Annotated in this window: 30 protein-coding genes; 1 reads left to right on the forward strand and 29 read right to left on the reverse strand. The window is 71.2% G+C overall.

Annotated features, from left to right (window positions below):
- Positions 1 to 13: 13 nt before the first annotated feature.
- Positions 14 to 331 (reverse strand): hypothetical protein, encoded by a 318-nt coding sequence (locus ACIOKD_RS14285; protein ID WP_402082818.1) that lies wholly within the window; start codon positions 329 to 331, stop codon positions 14 to 16.
- A 425-nt stretch (positions 332 to 756) separates the two neighbouring features.
- On the opposite strand from ACIOKD_RS14285, the gene ACIOKD_RS14290 reads away from it, so the two are divergent.
- Entirely contained in the window at positions 757 to 978 is a 222-nt protein-coding gene (locus ACIOKD_RS14290; RefSeq protein ID WP_402082820.1) for a hypothetical protein, read from the forward strand.
- Between the two features lie 66 nt (positions 979 to 1,044).
- On the opposite strand, the gene ACIOKD_RS14295 is transcribed toward ACIOKD_RS14290, so the two are convergent.
- The 28 genes from ACIOKD_RS14295 to ACIOKD_RS14430 all read right to left on the reverse strand — a co-directional run bounded on the left by ACIOKD_RS14295 (position 1,045) and on the right by ACIOKD_RS14430 (position 14,705).
- Positions 1,045 to 1,254, reverse strand: coding sequence for a hypothetical protein (locus ACIOKD_RS14295; RefSeq protein ID WP_402082823.1), 210 nt, complete (start codon positions 1,252 to 1,254; stop codon positions 1,045 to 1,047).
- A 106-nt stretch (positions 1,255 to 1,360) separates the two neighbouring features.
- A complete protein-coding gene (locus tag ACIOKD_RS14300) occupies positions 1,361 to 1,561 on the reverse strand; it encodes a hypothetical protein (protein ID WP_402082826.1) in 201 nt (66 codons plus the stop codon).
- A 16-nt stretch (positions 1,562 to 1,577) separates the two neighbouring features.
- Entirely contained in the window at positions 1,578 to 1,841 is a 264-nt protein-coding gene (locus tag ACIOKD_RS14305) for a hypothetical protein (protein WP_402082828.1), read from the reverse strand.
- 173 nt (positions 1,842 to 2,014) lie between these two features.
- Complete coding sequence (locus tag ACIOKD_RS14310; RefSeq protein WP_402082831.1) at positions 2,015 to 4,135, reverse strand: cell division protein FtsK; 2,121 nt, start codon at positions 4,133 to 4,135, stop codon at positions 2,015 to 2,017.
- Between the two features lie 84 nt (positions 4,136 to 4,219).
- Positions 4,220 to 4,414 carry a DUF6257 family protein gene (locus ACIOKD_RS14315; protein ID WP_402082834.1) on the reverse strand — a complete coding sequence of 65 codons (195 nt, stop codon included), beginning with the start codon at positions 4,412 to 4,414 and terminating at the stop codon, positions 4,220 to 4,222.
- Positions 4,414 to 4,668, reverse strand: a complete 255-nt coding sequence (locus ACIOKD_RS14320; RefSeq protein ID WP_402082837.1) for a hypothetical protein — start codon at positions 4,666 to 4,668, stop codon at positions 4,414 to 4,416. The genes ACIOKD_RS14315 and ACIOKD_RS14320 overlap by 1 nt, the downstream gene beginning before the upstream one ends.
- Positions 4,661 to 4,900 carry a hypothetical protein gene (locus ACIOKD_RS14325; RefSeq protein WP_402082840.1) on the reverse strand — a complete coding sequence of 80 codons (240 nt, stop codon included), beginning with the start codon at positions 4,898 to 4,900 and terminating at the stop codon, positions 4,661 to 4,663. The genes ACIOKD_RS14320 and ACIOKD_RS14325 overlap by 8 nt, the downstream gene beginning before the upstream one ends.
- A 97-nt stretch (positions 4,901 to 4,997) precedes the next feature.
- A complete protein-coding gene (locus ACIOKD_RS14330) occupies positions 4,998 to 5,333 on the reverse strand; it encodes a hypothetical protein (RefSeq protein ID WP_402082842.1) in 336 nt (111 codons plus the stop codon).
- Positions 5,330 to 5,506: a hypothetical protein gene (locus tag ACIOKD_RS14335; RefSeq protein WP_402082844.1), complete on the reverse strand. Its 177-nt coding sequence runs from the start codon at positions 5,504 to 5,506 to the stop codon at positions 5,330 to 5,332. Before ACIOKD_RS14335 ends, ACIOKD_RS14330 begins: the two co-directional genes overlap by 4 nt.
- On the reverse strand, positions 5,503 to 6,387 hold the full coding sequence (locus ACIOKD_RS14340) for a helix-turn-helix domain-containing protein (RefSeq protein ID WP_402082846.1): 885 nt from the start codon (positions 6,385 to 6,387) through the stop codon (positions 5,503 to 5,505). Before ACIOKD_RS14340 ends, ACIOKD_RS14335 begins: the two co-directional genes overlap by 4 nt.
- On the reverse strand, positions 6,384 to 6,602 hold the full coding sequence (locus tag ACIOKD_RS14345) for a hypothetical protein (RefSeq protein ID WP_402082848.1): 219 nt from the start codon (positions 6,600 to 6,602) through the stop codon (positions 6,384 to 6,386). Before ACIOKD_RS14345 ends, ACIOKD_RS14340 begins: the two co-directional genes overlap by 4 nt.
- Positions 6,599 to 6,958 carry a hypothetical protein gene (locus ACIOKD_RS14350; RefSeq protein ID WP_402082850.1) on the reverse strand — a complete coding sequence of 120 codons (360 nt, stop codon included), beginning with the start codon at positions 6,956 to 6,958 and terminating at the stop codon, positions 6,599 to 6,601. The genes ACIOKD_RS14345 and ACIOKD_RS14350 overlap by 4 nt, the downstream gene beginning before the upstream one ends.
- 98 nt (positions 6,959 to 7,056) lie before the next feature.
- The gene (locus tag ACIOKD_RS14355; protein WP_402082852.1) at positions 7,057 to 7,269 is read right to left on the reverse strand and encodes a hypothetical protein; all 213 of its coding nucleotides are present in this window, start codon (positions 7,267 to 7,269) and stop codon (positions 7,057 to 7,059) included.
- A 44-nt stretch (positions 7,270 to 7,313) separates the two neighbouring features.
- Complete coding sequence (locus tag ACIOKD_RS14360) at positions 7,314 to 7,928, reverse strand: hypothetical protein (protein ID WP_402082854.1); 615 nt, start codon at positions 7,926 to 7,928, stop codon at positions 7,314 to 7,316.
- A 4-nt stretch (positions 7,929 to 7,932) separates the two neighbouring features.
- Entirely contained in the window at positions 7,933 to 8,940 is a 1,008-nt protein-coding gene (locus ACIOKD_RS14365) for a hypothetical protein (protein WP_402082856.1), read from the reverse strand.
- Positions 8,941 to 9,019: 79 nt separating this feature from the next.
- Positions 9,020 to 9,550, reverse strand: coding sequence for a hypothetical protein (locus tag ACIOKD_RS14370; protein WP_402082858.1), 531 nt, complete (start codon positions 9,548 to 9,550; stop codon positions 9,020 to 9,022).
- A gap of 55 nt (positions 9,551 to 9,605) precedes the next feature.
- Positions 9,606 to 9,761, reverse strand: a complete 156-nt coding sequence (locus tag ACIOKD_RS14375; RefSeq protein ID WP_402082860.1) for a hypothetical protein — start codon at positions 9,759 to 9,761, stop codon at positions 9,606 to 9,608.
- 28 nt (positions 9,762 to 9,789) lie between these two features.
- Complete coding sequence (locus ACIOKD_RS14380; protein ID WP_402082863.1) at positions 9,790 to 10,218, reverse strand: hypothetical protein; 429 nt, start codon at positions 10,216 to 10,218, stop codon at positions 9,790 to 9,792.
- Positions 10,218 to 10,511 (reverse strand): DUF6011 domain-containing protein, encoded by a 294-nt coding sequence (locus ACIOKD_RS14385; protein WP_402082866.1) that lies wholly within the window; start codon positions 10,509 to 10,511, stop codon positions 10,218 to 10,220. The genes ACIOKD_RS14380 and ACIOKD_RS14385 overlap by 1 nt, the downstream gene beginning before the upstream one ends.
- Before the next feature lie 189 nt (positions 10,512 to 10,700).
- On the reverse strand, positions 10,701 to 11,024 hold the full coding sequence (locus ACIOKD_RS14390; RefSeq protein ID WP_402082868.1) for a hypothetical protein: 324 nt from the start codon (positions 11,022 to 11,024) through the stop codon (positions 10,701 to 10,703).
- Positions 11,021 to 11,185 carry a hypothetical protein gene (locus ACIOKD_RS14395; RefSeq protein ID WP_402082871.1) on the reverse strand — a complete coding sequence of 55 codons (165 nt, stop codon included), beginning with the start codon at positions 11,183 to 11,185 and terminating at the stop codon, positions 11,021 to 11,023. Before ACIOKD_RS14395 ends, ACIOKD_RS14390 begins: the two co-directional genes overlap by 4 nt.
- The gene (locus ACIOKD_RS14400; RefSeq protein WP_402082874.1) at positions 11,182 to 11,835 is read right to left on the reverse strand and encodes a hypothetical protein; all 654 of its coding nucleotides are present in this window, start codon (positions 11,833 to 11,835) and stop codon (positions 11,182 to 11,184) included. The genes ACIOKD_RS14395 and ACIOKD_RS14400 overlap by 4 nt, the downstream gene beginning before the upstream one ends.
- Entirely contained in the window at positions 11,835 to 12,842 is a 1,008-nt protein-coding gene (locus ACIOKD_RS14405) for a hypothetical protein (RefSeq protein ID WP_402082876.1), read from the reverse strand. The genes ACIOKD_RS14400 and ACIOKD_RS14405 overlap by 1 nt, the downstream gene beginning before the upstream one ends.
- Positions 12,843 to 12,876: 34 nt before the next feature.
- A complete protein-coding gene (locus ACIOKD_RS14410) occupies positions 12,877 to 13,125 on the reverse strand; it encodes a WhiB family transcriptional regulator (RefSeq protein WP_402082879.1) in 249 nt (82 codons plus the stop codon).
- Positions 13,122 to 13,409, reverse strand: coding sequence for a hypothetical protein (locus ACIOKD_RS14415; protein ID WP_402082881.1), 288 nt, complete (start codon positions 13,407 to 13,409; stop codon positions 13,122 to 13,124). The genes ACIOKD_RS14410 and ACIOKD_RS14415 overlap by 4 nt, the downstream gene beginning before the upstream one ends.
- Positions 13,406 to 13,777, reverse strand: coding sequence for a hypothetical protein (locus tag ACIOKD_RS14420; protein ID WP_402082883.1), 372 nt, complete (start codon positions 13,775 to 13,777; stop codon positions 13,406 to 13,408). The genes ACIOKD_RS14415 and ACIOKD_RS14420 overlap by 4 nt, the downstream gene beginning before the upstream one ends.
- Positions 13,774 to 14,364 carry a hypothetical protein gene (locus ACIOKD_RS14425; RefSeq protein ID WP_402082886.1) on the reverse strand — a complete coding sequence of 197 codons (591 nt, stop codon included), beginning with the start codon at positions 14,362 to 14,364 and terminating at the stop codon, positions 13,774 to 13,776. The genes ACIOKD_RS14420 and ACIOKD_RS14425 overlap by 4 nt, the downstream gene beginning before the upstream one ends.
- A complete protein-coding gene (locus ACIOKD_RS14430; RefSeq protein ID WP_402082889.1) occupies positions 14,361 to 14,705 on the reverse strand; it encodes a hypothetical protein in 345 nt (114 codons plus the stop codon). Before ACIOKD_RS14430 ends, ACIOKD_RS14425 begins: the two co-directional genes overlap by 4 nt.
- Positions 14,706 to 14,711 lie beyond the last annotated feature (6 nt).

Raw genomic sequence — 14,711 nt, forward strand, 5'->3', positions numbered from 1 at the left:
TCTTGACCCGGGGCTACTCTCCGTCACCAACCTGGGTCTCAGGATCGGATGCCGGGTAGCCGTGCTGTGCCAGGGTCTCGACCAGGGGCACGGCCATCCGGATCATCAGGCCGGCCTGCGCGTCGTCGTCGAACAGGATCTTTCCGTCCTGGGAGCGCTGGAACTGGTGGTAGACGATGACGGTCCGCCGGCCCGTCCGCTGGATGGTCATGCCGGTGCGGGCGACGACGTCCTCGGGTTCGATGCCGTTGGCCGTCGCCCACGCACACAGCACCTCGCGGTGCGTGTCGATGTCCTCGGCTGTGATCGTCGTGATGGTGCGTGTGGTCACCGGTTCCATCCTCCTGGCTGATGCTTGGCCGTCTCGCTGGAGTGGCACGGCCCGCACAGCCCACGCCCGTGGGCCGGATCGTCTGGGTCCAGGCCGCGGTCGACCAGCTCTCGTCTGCTCAGTGGCCAGTGGTCCGCGTGTGCTGAGGGCTGGCCGCACGGCTGGCCGTGCCCGTGGTCCTGGTCGGTGCACACGCACCGTGGGTTGCGGACGAGGACGCCTGGTCGGAAGCGCTGCTGGTGTTGCTGCCCGTATCCACGCTGGCGTGCGCTGCCCCGCTGCTGCTCAGCCTGGGCACGGCAGGCCGGGCATCTGCCGGCGGGGGTCAGCTGGGGGCAGCCATCGGTGGAACAGACGGTGAGAGCCCTGCGCCTGGCCATGCCATCTCCACTACGGTGTCGGGCCTACAACCGAAGGGGGTTGCTGTGGCTGGTCAGACGCGTCCGGACTGGGCGCTAGGGGTGTTCGCGGCAGGGCTGGTGCTGGTCTTCCTCGCTGTGATCACGGGCTGGTGGCTACTGCTCATACCAGCGGCCTGCCTGATGGCGGGCACGGTGGCGGCGACGGCTCGGCAGCGTCGAACCGGCCCCGCTCCCGATACGACGCTGCGACCGGGCGGTGAGGGGCGGCCGTGGCGTAGGCCGTGACGGCATCTTGCACGGCGGCGCCCCAGGGTTCAGGTCGCCGGGGCGCCGCCGTGAGTCTGTGGCTCGTCAGATCCGGTGGATATCGAAGCGCAGCGCGATGCGGGATAGCCGGGCGTGCTCACGAACCGCGGTGGGGATGAGCACGGGCGTGGGCCCGCAGGTCGCTGCGACGCACGTGCTGTGCCCCTCGGATACGAGGTGGACGTGCGCTCCGTCTTTGGCGAGCAGGTGGGCAGCTTCGGCGGCGCTCCGGGGCGCCTCGGTCGTGGCGGGCATGGGCGCCTCCGGGTACGACAAAGGCCCCGCTGGTGGGCGGGGCCTCGGGTGCCGGTGTGCGGGCACAGCTGTACGCGCAGATCGTCACACAGTGTCTGACCTGCGGTCAAGCAACAGCACGGTCACGGCGCTTGAGGACGAGGGCGGTGACGTCGGTGACGGGGTAGTACGGGTGTCGTTCTGTGCCGAGCGTGCGGGTGAGCTGGCCGCGGTAGACGAGGTTGCGGAGGGCGCCGGCGCTGATGCCGAGCATGTGGCGGGTCTGCTCGGCGGTGAGATGGCCGGGGCGGATGATCTGTGGCTCCATGCCCCCATGATGCGGCTCACAGCGGCGGATTGCCTCCCTCTCGGCTCTGGTACGGCAGGTCGGGGCGGAAGGCGCGCAGGTGCTCCTCCTTGTACTCGATGCGCAGGCTGCCGATGGAGGTGAAGCGTGCACCGCACGGCTTGTCGAGTGGGTCGGGCATGTCGAAGCCGGTCGCGATGCGGTCGTGATGAGTGGCGTCCAGGAACGCGCCCTTGCGGCAGCGCCCGCAGGTCGAGGTGTGGGTGCTGACCCAGAGGGTCGCTGTGGGTTCGTCGGGCATGAGGCCATCCTCTCGCGAATGCGGTGGGGAGGGATGCGGGGCCGGGGAGGCAGACACCCCGTTTCCGGGGGTCTCAGCGCCTCTCCGGCCCTGCCTCCCTGCCTCCCTGACTGGCCATTTATGCAGGTCATGTACAGGGAGGCAGGGTAGGGAGGCGTTGAGGGAGAACTCCCTCAGTCTTCGGTGCCTCCCTCGTCGTCTTCGACGTCGTCCCGGGCGGCGATGGCGTCGAGGATGCGGTCGAGGCTGACGTGCATCTTGCCGCCGGTCTTGTAGTCGCCGTGCCCTGCATCGTCGAGGACGCTCTTCAGATCCCGGGGCGACCAGTCGCCGTACTCGATCGGGTTGCGGTCCTTCAGGCCGTGCAGCACGTCGAGGGTGAGCATCTTCGTTTCGTGGCCCAGGATGGCGGCGATGTCGGCGAGCGGGTCGGGCACGTCGAAGGTGGGGGTGTCGGCCGGGCCGGTCTTGTACAGGCCCATGGCGCGGTCCACGACCGGCGTGACCTCGTCGATGCCCTTGTCGGGGTCGCGGGCGACGTAGTGGGCACGCACGACCTCGAACGGCTTGTTGCTGAAGCCGACGGTCACGGCGGTGCCGACGTCTTCGCCGGGGATCAGGGTGGTGGCGGTGATGCCGGCCTTGTGGCGGCCGGAGCCGAGCAGCCCGTCATTCGCCACGTGGTCACCTACCGCGAACGCGACGCGGTGGGAGGTGTTGCGGGTGACGTCGCGCGGCAGGCTGTCGGCGGTCGGGGAGACGGTGACCCAGATGAGGGTGATGGCGGTCTTGCGGGCCTTCTTCATGACCTTGATGGCCAGCTCGGCGGCCTCTTTGCCGTACTCCTTGTGCATGAACAGCTCGTGGCACTCGTCGAAGACGACGACCTTGGGGCGCATCCGCGGGTCCTTCAGGGCGAGCTCGCGCGTCACCTTCGTGGCGCCTTCGCCCATCTCCTCAAGGAGCTTGCCCCGCACGCTCACTTCGTCGCGCAGGGCGCGCAGGGCCTTGAGGGCGGCGTAGATGTCCTCGTCGTCGTCGCCCTTGACCAGCGTCTTCAGTCGCGGCTTGAGCGGGTCGTAGTCGGTGTTGTAGGCCATGACGTAGGCCTCGACGATGACGATGGGGTCGAGGATCGCACCGAGGAGCAGGGCGATGACCAGGGACGACTTACCGGAGCCCATGATGCCGCCGACCATGTAGTTCGCGGCCATGAGCTTGCCGATGATGCCGTCGCCGCGCTGGGAGACGGCGACGGGCACGCCCTTGAAATAGTCCGTGGTGCCCTCGGTGAGGAGCGGCCAGGGCGGGACGGGGCCGGACAGGGAGCCCTGGTCGGCCACCCACAGGTCGAGGGTGCCGGGCTGCTTGGGGGGCTCGGTCGGCCACACCTCGACGGGCTTGCGCAGCAGGTTGTGGGCGAGGACGCCCTTCTTCGCGCAGATCATTTCCACGGTCACGCCCATGGGGAGCTGCAGCTGGGTGTGCCAGCCGTTCCCGGAGCGGGTGGTGGGCTGCTCCCAGCGTGGCTGCCAGCCGTCCTTGATGGCCTTGTTGAGCGGGGCGATGCCGAGGTTGCCGAGCGCGCGCAGGATGGCGCCCTCGTCGGGGATGACGTCCCGCTCGTCTCCGCCGACGGGCAGCGCCCATGAGGGGGCGGTCTGCCGGTGTCGGCCGACAGCCCACGCGCCCATGAGAAGGGTGACGGGCAGGGAGTACAGGACGGGCTCCCACAAGACGCCTGCGATGAACGCCACCCATCCGACCAGCTCGATGACGGTGTCGAGCGGGGTGAGGACGTCGGCGACGTCGTGGTTGTACCAGGCCAGCATCAGGCCGAGGAGGATCAGCACGCTGCCGGTGCTGAAGACCGCGGAGGCGATGGCCTTGGGGGCGTTGAGGAGCATCTGCAACAGGTCCATGCGCCGCTTGTGGCGGGCGAAGCGGAAGGCGTAGGCGCGCTGCTCCCACTGCCGGATCAGTTCCTCGTTCCCGGCGGCCTCGGCCTGGCGGATCATCCGCGAGTGCATGGCGGTCGTGCGGGCCTCCCACGCCCGGCGGGTGAGGACGCGGGCGCCCCCGAAGGCGTAGGCGCCGTGACGGACTACGAGCCGGTACGCGTCGTGCTCGCGGGCCTCGACGACGGCGCGGCGAAGACCGGCGATCCGGAGGCGGCGGGACGCTTCAGGACGGTCGGAGGGTGCGGGGGCGTCCTGCGTGTCCCGGGCGTCCTGGGGTGCGTCCTGTGCGCCGGGGGTAGCGTCCTCTGGCGTTTTGATCAGGTCCACGGTCATGCTGGCCTTCCGGTCGTTCTGATGGGCGGTCCGGGGCCCGGGGACGGCGGCTGCTTGGCGGTAGGACGCCGTCCCCGGGGTTGGCTACTTGCCGCGGTTCTTGCGGCGCAGGGCCTGCTTCTCGATGCGCTCCATGCGCTTCTTCAGGTCGCTGAGGTCGACGTTGCCGGTGCCGTCGTCGGCGAGGCCGCGCTTTCCCATGCGGGCGACGAGGACGCCGAGGCGGACCCATTCGCCGGCGGTGAAGTCGCCGGGCTTCAGGCCGGTGGTCTTGGGCATCACTTGCCTCCGGTGCAGGTCGGGTAGGCGGACTGTTCGGGGCAGGCCCTGTACGTGTTGCGCAGCACCTTGAAGGTGGCGGTGCTGCCGTCCGGTCGGCGGACGGTGAGCTTGTACGTCCACTGCTTCGTCGCGGACCAGTAGGTGTCGTGTCGTTCGGTGACCGTTCCCGCGGGGCCCTGCGGGGGCTGGCATGCGGACACGGTGAGGACGGCCAGGACGCTGAGGACGGCGGCGGGGATGGTCTTACGCATGGGTGTCCTCGGTGTCCTGGTCGGTGGGCTCGGGGAGGATGGCGGCGATGGCGCTGTAGGTGCGGGCGACGTCGGCCCACAGGGCTCCGGCCGTGGCGAGCGGGGCTACCTGCTTCTGCCTGTCGCCCTCACGGGCGGCGTTCTCCGCTTGGCCGGCGAGGTCGGCGGCCTTGCTGACGGCGTTCCAGGCGAGGCGGACGTACTGCTGCTGTGTCGTCGGGTCGGTGTCCACGGGGTTCCTCTCGGGTTGCGGGCCGGGCTGTCCGGCCCCACCGCACCCCCGCAGTCGTGCTCATATCGACACGACTTGCGGAGGACGGAAGGGCAGGTCAGCCCTTGCGGGAGGTACGCCACATGTCGCGCAGGACGAGCAGGCAGACGGTGAGGCAGACGACCGTCAGGGCCAGGACCGCGGCGAGGATCGTCAGGCCGAACACGACGAACATCACCAGGACCACGACGACCGTGAGGGCGAGCAGGCCCAGGCATCCGCCGGCCAGGTAGGTGCCCCATGGGTGTGCCTTGATCGACTGTTGTGCGGCCGGGGCGGGCTGCTGATGGGCGGCCTGCTGGGTGGCGAGGACGGCGGCCAAGATGCGCAGGACGTCGGTGTCCGCGGCTGCTTCCTTCACCGCGTCCTCGGCCTTGTCGAGTGCGTCGCTCATGCCGCCCACCGCCGGATACGGCGGACGATGCGCGGCCAGGCGAGGACACCCGCAGCGAACGCGAGGACGGGGGGCTGCGACGCGGCCAGCATGGTGCAGGCGAGGGCGATGTCGAAGAGCGGCGGGACGGCGACCATGAGCGCGAGGACGATGCCGAACAGGAAGCGCATCATGCGGGCACCAGCCCTACCTGGAACTTGGGCAGCTGGTCGGGGTGGAAGAGGTTGCGTCCGGCTGCGTCCTTGGAGTGGACGGGGATGCGTCCTGCGGCGACCCAGTTGCGGACGGTGGACGGCTTGATGCCGTAGTGGTCGGCGACGTCGGTGGACGTCATGAGGGGCGGGGCGGGCGGCGGTCCGTCCTCGGAGTCCTCGTCGTCCTGGCCCGTCCCGGGCGGCAGCTCGCGCGTCCTGTCGGCGTCCTGCCGGTCCTCGCGTTCGAGGGTCACGGTGGGTACGGGGCGGGCCATCATCGGCAGGAGTCGGGTACCGGGTGGGACGACGGCCGGGCGCGGCAGGACGGCCGGGACGGTCGGGGACGGCTCCGCGTCCTCGGCGTCCGGGGCGTCCCCGGGTGCGTCCTGGCCGTCCGGCGGTGAGGCGGCCAGGTGCAGGAGATGCCCGACGACGGCGGGCGGCACGAGGCTGGTGACCGCGATCAGCAGCGGCTGGTCGGCGACCACGTGCCCGGTGGTGATCAGGTGGGAGACGACCTGCGCGGCCATGGCGAGGCCGAGGGCGAGGCACGCGCCGATGATGGCGGACCAGCGTCCTCGGTCGCCGGGGCGGCGGGTGGAGGCGACGGCGGCGGCGATGCCCGCGTAGGCGGAGAGGACGACCGGCATGCCGTAGGTGAAGGGGTCGTTCCATCCGGCGGTTTCGGCGAGGTGGTATTCGCCGGGGGCGCACATGAGGAGGGCGACGCTGAGGACGACGGGGCGTCCGCCGGCGGTGAGGCCGCGTACCCACATCGGTGCGCCGACGCGGCGTCCGACGGCGGAGGCGGGGCGGAAGGGGCGGGCCAGCCGGGCGGCGGCGCGACGGATGCGGCTCACTTCGCCTCACCCCGCTCGGCGTCGTATGCGGCGACCAGGGCGCGGACTCGGCAGTCGAGGGCGACGGCGGCCTTCAGCATGCCCATGTGGTCGTGGATGTTGAGGGCGGCGGTCTCGGCGATGACCTCGCGGGTGTGGGCGATCTCGGCGTCCAGGGAGCTGGGGGCCGGGGGCGTGTAGTCCGGCTCGCGCAGGGGCTCGTGGTCGGTGCTCATCGTGCGGCCACCGCCTCGGAGGCGGAGGCGATCAGGTGGGCGTCGTCGCGCTGGGTCTGGATGCGGTGGTCGACGCTGCTGGCGTAGTCCTCGCGGGCGAGGCGGTGGAGCTCGGCGACGCGGACGGTGGCGCCGGGGTCGACCCCGGCGCCGCACTTGGCGCAGACGAACTGTCCGTCGCGGAGGCCCATGGGGCGGCCGTGGCAGACGGGTCCGGCGGCGGTGATGGTGCCGGTGACGCCTGCCTGCGTGGCGCGCACGGTGAGGGTGCGGCCGGGCAGGCGGCGGATGAAGCCGGCCGCGATGAGGCGACGGGCGGGTACGGGCACAGACGTGCCCGTGAAATGATCGGCCATGCCGACTCCTGGTCTAGTCAGGTAGTTCGGTGAAGGGGTCGGGCGGCGCGCGCGCCTCGGGTGTTCCACCACCCGGGAGCTGTCGTCCGGCCCCGCTTCTATTCGGTTGTCGAGTACTTCTTGATCGCGTCGTTGACGACGGTGTAGCTCCGGCCGAGTTCCTTGGCGACTCTGTACGAGCTGCCCAGTTCGGCCTTGCCGTCGGCGAGGGCCTTGCCCCGCCGTTTCAGTGCCTCGGACAGTTGTGATTGGAGCTGTTCCACCAGCTCGTCCTCGCGCTCGAACCGAGACCGCCAGGGTTCTTTGGTCACAACGCAGAGACTATCACGGTCCCCCGTGATAGTCACGCTGGCTCCTAAGGCTGGTAGTGCAGCAGCAGCAACAGATCCGCCTGCCCGGCGTACACGCAGTGGCAGGCGCGGCACCGCAAGTCGGACTCGCCCGCGCGGTGGGTGATGTCGGCCCCGCACACGGTGCCCTGGTCGTCGGTGACGGCGATGCACTGGCCGACGGTCTTGCGCTGGGGTACGGGGTCGCCGGTGACGGCGCGGGCCTGGCGCTCAAGGGCGCTCACTTCGCGCGCCAGGTCGGCGGCGGCCGGGTAGTTGGCGGCGATCCAGTCGAGTTCCATGGCAAGCCAGCGGCAGTCGGCCGCGAGTGTGCCGGGGGGCGGTGGCGAGTGCTGTGGCCAGCGGACGCGCTGTACGTCGACGCGCCAGGAGTGCACAACCAGCCCTATGGCGCCGGTGCTGATCTCGTCGAGCACGCTCTCGTCCAGGGGCGAGCGGGGGCCGGCCGCGCCACGCGTCGACACGATCTCGCCGAAGCCGGAGCGCCGCGGCACGAGGCACTGCACCAGCTCGTCGTACAGCACGGGCAGTTCGGCCAGCTGCTTGGCCAGCCTGGTGGTTTCGCGCGGGCACAGGAAGCGGTCGCCCGCCTCCTGGCCGCACATTCCGCACAAGGTCACGTGCTCAGGCCTCCCCTCGTCCGGTGAGGGCGGCCAGCGCTTTTGTGTCGTGTGCGGTCACGTGGCCGCACGGCCATGGGCTGTGGCGGTGTCCCGGCGGGGCGGGCCGCGGGTCCACCTGATACCCGGCGTCCGTGATGCGTTCCACGGACGCATCACGGTGTCGGGCGCACGCGTAGATCACGCCGTGGTGAGTGCCGAGCTTGCCGGGCCCCGGGGTGCTGGCCTCCACGATCAGCAAGGCGCCCGCGTCGCACTCCCATCCGGTGTGCCCGTCCGCCACCACGCTGCTCGGGTTGCCGCGCAGTTTTTCGGCGTAGCGGCGGGTGGACTTCTTCACTGGGCCCGTTCCATCCTGCCGCGCCTCGTCGACAGGCGCGGACTGCTCGCCCTCGGTCTGCGGCTCCTCGGCAGGTACCCGCCGCAGTTCGGCGCGGATCTGGTCGCGGAGTTCACACCCCGCGCAGCCGAGCCCCTCACCCAGGTTGTCGTGTCGGGCGACGCTGCCGTGCATCGCGGACAGGTATGCCTCGGTACGGCGCAGGATGTCGGCGGCCCGGTCGGCGGTCGCGGGCAGCACCAGAACGGCCTGCTGGAGCGCGGCTACCCGGCCGTCGATCTCCTCGGCGCGGGCGTGGAGGGTCGCCCCCTCGCGGCGGAGCCGGGCAGCCTCGTGAACCAGGGCGTCCCAGTCGGCGGCTGACGGCAGCACGGCCAGGACCGCGTCGGCCTCGCCGTAGTGGTGCTCGCTCGGCGTGACCCTGCCCGAGAGCCCTGCGTTCCAGTCGTAGCGCACCAACGCGGTGGCGATGCGGTCGCGCAACTCGGCCGGGTCGGTGACAGGCGCAGGCGCAGGCCCGGCATCCTCGTGCAGTTCGGCCGCCACCGGCGCATTCAGGTACCGGAATGCCGCCTGGATCGTGCCGACGGGATGGTCGGCGATGTGACGGGCGAGCGCATGGGCGGCCGGGTCGTCGGGCTCGGTCGGCTCGGGCGTCGGGTCGGTGGTCATGCTGCTCCTTGGCTTGGGTGAGAATCGGGGTGCCGGCCGCCCCGGTTCGAGCGGGGCGGCCGGTCTTGCGGGCGGAAGGTCACGCGAGACGAGCACGGCCGGCATCCGTGACGGACACGCGCTGCCCGCCGATGCTGCCCATCCGCTCGGTGTGGATGTAGCCGGCCTTCTCCAGCGCCACCCAGATCCCGATCGACGCGCGGTGCCCGTCATGGGAGGCGACCCGCCAGACGCGGCGCAGCCCGTCGTCGTAGATCAGCGACCCGTCGCGCTGGGCGATCTCCCGCAGCAGGCGCTGTGCGGTCGCGCCCTCTGAGGACGGTGCGGGGCGGGCCTTCTTCGCGGCCTGCTGCGCCTTGCGCTGCTCGGCCAGCTCGGCGGCCAGTTTCCGTCCGGCCTCCGTGACGCGGACCGGTGTGTGGTCACTGCCGCCGTCGTCGACCAGCCCGCGGCCTGTGAGCGGGTAGAACGTGCGCAGGTTGTAGGCGCTGAGCGTGTGCGGGTGGATGTACCGGGCGCGGGCGGCGTGCTGGAAGAGGACGCCGGCGCCGCGGTCGTGCTCGGCGATCTCCCGTAGGAGCTTCTGCGAGGCGGGGCTGAGGTCGGTCACGGGTGTCTCCTGGTGGTTGGCGTGCGGGGCGTGCGGAACCGGATCACCGGGCGGGTCACGCCGCGGGGTAGTCGCGGGGGGTGACGGTGACGGTCGGCTTCCACGCGGCGACGGCGTCCTCGATGCGGTCGCGGATCTCGTCGATCTCGCCCGAGGTCTCCAGGTCGCAGATGTCGATCTCGATGGTCACGGCGTGCAGGCGGTCGGTCATGGGGTTGCTCCTTGGGTGGGGTGGGCGGTCAGACGGCAGGCGGGGTGGCGGGTCCGGGGCAGATGAACGGGTACGGCGGGTTGGTGCCGTGGCAGGCCGGGCAGTCCTCCGCGTTCGCCCCGCCGCCCAGGTGCTTGGGCGGGTTGCGGCGGTACACCTCCAGGGCGGTGCGGCCGTTGACGATCAGGTGCGGGGCGGCCTGCTTGGCGAGCTGCAGTGCGGTGTCGAGGTCGAAGCGGTGGGTAGCCATCCACTCCTCCTCACGCTCAGAGGGGATCGACTCGAAGGACCATTCGCCTGTGGCGTTGAGGCACTGGCGGTGGCGGACGGCGGCCCACCGGCCGTGGCCGCGGTACTCGACGTCGATCGTGAACGGGAAGCGGTTGATGTTGTCGGCGGGGAGCAGCGACACCTCGTAGCGGGTGGCCTTGACGAACGGTTCGGGTGTGGTGGTCATCAGAGGAGGGCTCCTGTCGGTACGTCGGTGATGTGCCGGCCCAGGCCGTACTCGTCGTCCTGGCCCTCGTCGTCGCCGTAGATTTCGAGGACGAGTTGCGCGGTCCTGTGGGCGGGGACGGCCTTCGGGTGCGGGCCGGCGGTTGCGGTTCGGACGCGGGCGAGCCGGGCCGCTGACGCGTCCTTCAGGCGCTTGAGGCAGTGCGGTCCGATACGGAGCCGCCTGGACTCCTGATCGCGCAGGAGACGGCCGCACGCCATGCACGTGACGGCCTCTCTGGTCGCACGGTCCACGCCCGTCACGCTGCCGCCTCGATGGCGTCGTCCTCAACCGCAGCGGTTGGCACGGGGCGCTTCGCGTCTGGCGTGCCAACAGCGGCGGCCAGGTCCGCCCAGTGCTGGTCTTGGTCTGCCTGTGTCCACACCCTGTGGATTGCGGCGCCGGGCTCCGGGCGGGTGGGGATCTGCTCCAGGAGGAGGCGCTCAAGCGGCGTCATCAGATGAGGTGTCCTTCGCTTCCTGGATGCGGCGGGGGTGGACCTCGGCGAGCGGACGGCCGTCGTCGTGGCACGGAATGCCGGGCTCGACCTGGCAGTCCGGACAGCACGCGGTGAGGACGGTCCACGCGGTGACGCGGGAGTCGTGGGGCTTCTCAAGGACGCGTCCGTTGACGCGGACGATGCAGGACTGGTGAGGGCGGGCATGGCAGGGCCCGTGGGGGCAGGGAACGGAGCGGGCGGGGTGCGCTCGGGCGCGGAGGCCGTGGCGCAGGGAGGCGGGCATCGGGGCCCCGGGGCGAACACTCATCGCTGCTCCTTCTTGGGCTGCTGGGTGCCGGGCTCGGGCTTGCCGGCCATGGCGGCGGGTGTGTGTCGTCCACAGCGCCAGCCGCACGGGTAGAAGCGGGGGCGGCGCAGGGTGTGCGGCGGGGTGGGCACGTCGCAGCCGGGGCGTTCACGGCGCTTCACGTGGCGGACTCCTGCATCTGCTCCAGCTGTCGGAGGTACTGCGCGCGGCGCTGTTCCTCGTCGGCGCGGGCGGTGGCCCGGTCGATGACGGGCCCGCCGGTGGCAGCGGTCTTCCGTGCGGCGTGCGGCTCCCGCTCGCGGGGCGCACGGCCTTCGACGGCGGGCGTCTTGCAGGCGTAGCCGATGGCGGCCTTGCACTGGGGGCAGGCGATGCCGAGCGGGCCCGGTCGGCGGACGGTGGCAATGGCACCGTCTGCGGTCGGCAGGGCGGCCTTCACGGAGACGATCAGCTCGGCGACCGGGCGGCGCGTGAGCAGCTGCCCGTCGGCGGCCCGGGTGCGCTGCTCCTTCACCGCTGCGAGGTAGGCGGGGACGTCGTCGGGGTCGGCGTCGGGGATCTCGGCGGGCAGGCCGGGGCCCTGGATGTCGGCGGCGGCGTCGGAGCGCTGCGCGGTGATCTCGTCGATCATCTCGGCGGGGCTGACCCAGGGCTGACGGCGAGCGACGGCAGCGGCGGCGGCGCGGGCGGCCACCAGGGAGTAGCTCCCCATGACGTCGTGCCAGGCGTCGGCCGTGTACTCATCGAACTGCTGCTGCGGGCAGAGGGCTTTGACGTAGCGGGTGAGGAGGACCGCCTCTTTCGGGTTCATTAGGACTCCTGCTGCATACGGGCTTCGGCGCGGGCCATCGCACGGTCGAAGAGGTCGTCGGTTGCTTGCTGCTGGCGGGACTTGTTGAGCGGCACGACCTCGCCGCCGTGCTGGGCGGTCGCGAGGTCGGTGCCGGGGGCGGGCGCGTCCGGGAGGGAGCGCCAGCCGGGGAGGAAGTAGCGGCCGGAGCGGGGCCGGGAGCGTGCGCCCTGCGCGCTGGCTGTCGCGGAGGCGACCAGGGCGGGCAGTCCGCAGCGCTGGATGAGCGCCTCAATGAGGAACCACTCGGCGGACTGGAGGTCCCAGCCGACCCCGATCAGGCCGGCGGCGCTGAGAGCGTCGACAAGGGGCTGTGAAGCGGCGGGGATTCGGGGCCTGTCTCCGATGCGGGGAGGCTCGTCGGAGCCCGCTCGCGTAGCTAGCTTTCTCTCCTCCTTCTCCTTCTCTGAAGGAGAAGGAGGGTTAGGACGGGACGGGGTGCCGTTACTCACGGCGTTACGAATCGCTGTGACCTGCGGCTCTACCGGTTCTTCAGCGTCTTTTTCTCGCGTCGTCGTGTCGTCGTCGTGTCGCGTTCCTGTCGCCGAAGTGTCGTCCGGGGTGTTCTCGGCGTCGTCCGTAACGCCGTTACTCGGGGCGTTACTCGCCCCCTGTGCGGCGGCTTCCTTATCGGCACGCTTCCGGTCGCGCCACGCCTTCTGCCGGGCGGCGTTCGCGGCGCGCTCGGACAGCACCTGCTCACGGTCGCGCTGATAGATCTGGTAGTCGTGGATCTCCCAGCCGCCGTCGATGCGGTCCCACAGCCGGGCTTCTTCCAGCTCCAGTGCGGCCTTCTTCACACCTCGCACGCGGGCGACGATGGGAAGTTCGCGGTCGAGGATCATGCCCTCGGTGAGGTTCTCGGCGGACCAGCAGAGAGCCGAGACGTACAGCCGGAAGGCTCGGTCGGACAGCAGGTCGACCTTGCGGTTCGACGGGAACCGGTCGTCCAAGCGGACCCAGGGCATGAGTTCTTCTCTCGGTGGTTCGGATCGGGCTGGGTCAGGCGGCGGGCTTCGACGCCCTGGCGCGCTTCTTGGGAGGTTCGGCACCCCAGATGCCGTGCCGGTGGGCTTTAGCGAGGCCGTCCTCAAGGGACTGCGCGTAGGCCTCGCACTGCGGGCGGACGGGGCACCGGCCGCACACGCTGCGGGCGTCGCGGTAGCTGCACCCCTTGCCCTCGGGGTGGAAGAGATCGGGATCGGTCTGCGCGCACAGGGCGGCGTCCATCCAGGACAGGTCGCGGGTCACAGCTGCTGCCCCCGTTCCTGGTCCTCGCGGACGGCGGCGTCCAGCCGGGCAAATCCCTCGGCCAGCTCCGGGTTGTCCGTGGACAACCGGTCCAGGGACAGGTCCAGGGTCTGCAGGAGGCGCAGTGCGTCCGCGCCGACGTCGTGCTGCCGGGCCCGCCGCCACCGCACGAAGGCGACGACGACCGCGAACAGCAGGAGCGCGGCAAGGCTGGCCAGATATGCGGCGCCGATGATCGCGGCCCCCACGTACAGCTCTCCGGGGACCGGCCCGGCGGGCATCATGCGGCCCTCCGGGTGCGGTACTCCGCGGTGCCCGTCCAGGTCCGGCACAGGGAGCGGTGGACGGTGGCCCGCTTGGACTGCGCGACGCCGGCCGCCTCAATGACGCCCGCAGCGGCGGCGGCCCGGAACGCGGGGCCCCACCGGTTCGGGCTGTCGGGCTCGTCGACTAGGCCCTCGGCGATGAGGTCGGCTGCCTGGAACTCGGTGCCGCGGCGGGCCATCAGCTCGATGGCGGCGGCGCAGGTGTCCGCCCACTCGACGGTCGTGTTGGCCTGGGCGAGGGACATGCCGTTGTCCTTGGCGTGCTCGCCAGCGGCCGGGTCGATGACACCCTGCACGGGCTCGGGGAACTGGAGTTGCTGGGTCACTGGTTGATCTCCCGTCCACAGGCACACAGGACGTGTCCGTCCTCGGCGGTGGTGAGTTGGCGCCAGCGGTGGAAGGGGCACGGCGGTACGAGCGCGGCCCCGGCCTGGTGCTGGACGATCGAGTAGCGGGGGTTGTACGGACCGCCCATGGCGCGCAGCGGCTGGAGCTCTCCGCAGGCGAGGCAGCGTCCGACGCGACCGCCGGACAGTGCCTCGTACAGGCAGGAGCGGGAGGCGGGGCAGTTCTTGGGCGGGGCGATGTCGCGCGGCGTGAAGAGGAGGAGTCGGCCGGTGGGGCTGTTGTCCTGCCCCGCTCCGGCGGCCCGCCCTTCGCAGGTCGCGCACACGGGCTCACCGGCGGGCGGCTCGTCGGCAGCGAGGAAGGCTCCGGTCCTTTCGCTGCCTCCGATGCCGTAGCCGCACCACGCGCCGTAGACGACTCGGTCCTGCGGGTACCGACTCCCGGAGCGGGGCCGGTGCCAGCGGCTCATACCGCGAGTGCGGACGAACCGCGGGCCCTCGGCCAGCGCCTCGATGTCCAGGCTCACAGTGCCGCGCGTCGTGGGCGGGAACAGTGCGACCGTCACCGCGTGCCTCGCAAGCCCGCTTCGAGTTGCTCGTCCGAGCCGCGGTCGAAGAGGTCGTTGAAGTCGAGGAAGCCGGTGGTCTCTTCGCTCTCGCGGGCGATGCTCCAGTCCCGCGCGCAGAACCACATGACGGGCGGCTCGTCCTGCTCCCACGGCTGCTGCTCGCGGACGTAGCGGAAGACGATGCGCTTCTGCCCACACTGTTTGCAGACGCCTTCATGCGCGGTTCCCAGGCGGAGCAGCACCTCTTGCCGGTCCAGCTCAAGCTGGTGGTCCGGCCAGCTGATGCCACAGCAGGTGCAGTCGCCCGGGTGGACGAGCGAGCCCAACGGAGGCTGCACGGGGAA

The organism is Streptomyces sp. NPDC087844 (assembly GCF_044742785.1).
In the GTDB taxonomy this organism is placed as follows: Bacteria; Actinomycetota; Actinomycetes; order Streptomycetales; family Streptomycetaceae; genus Streptomyces.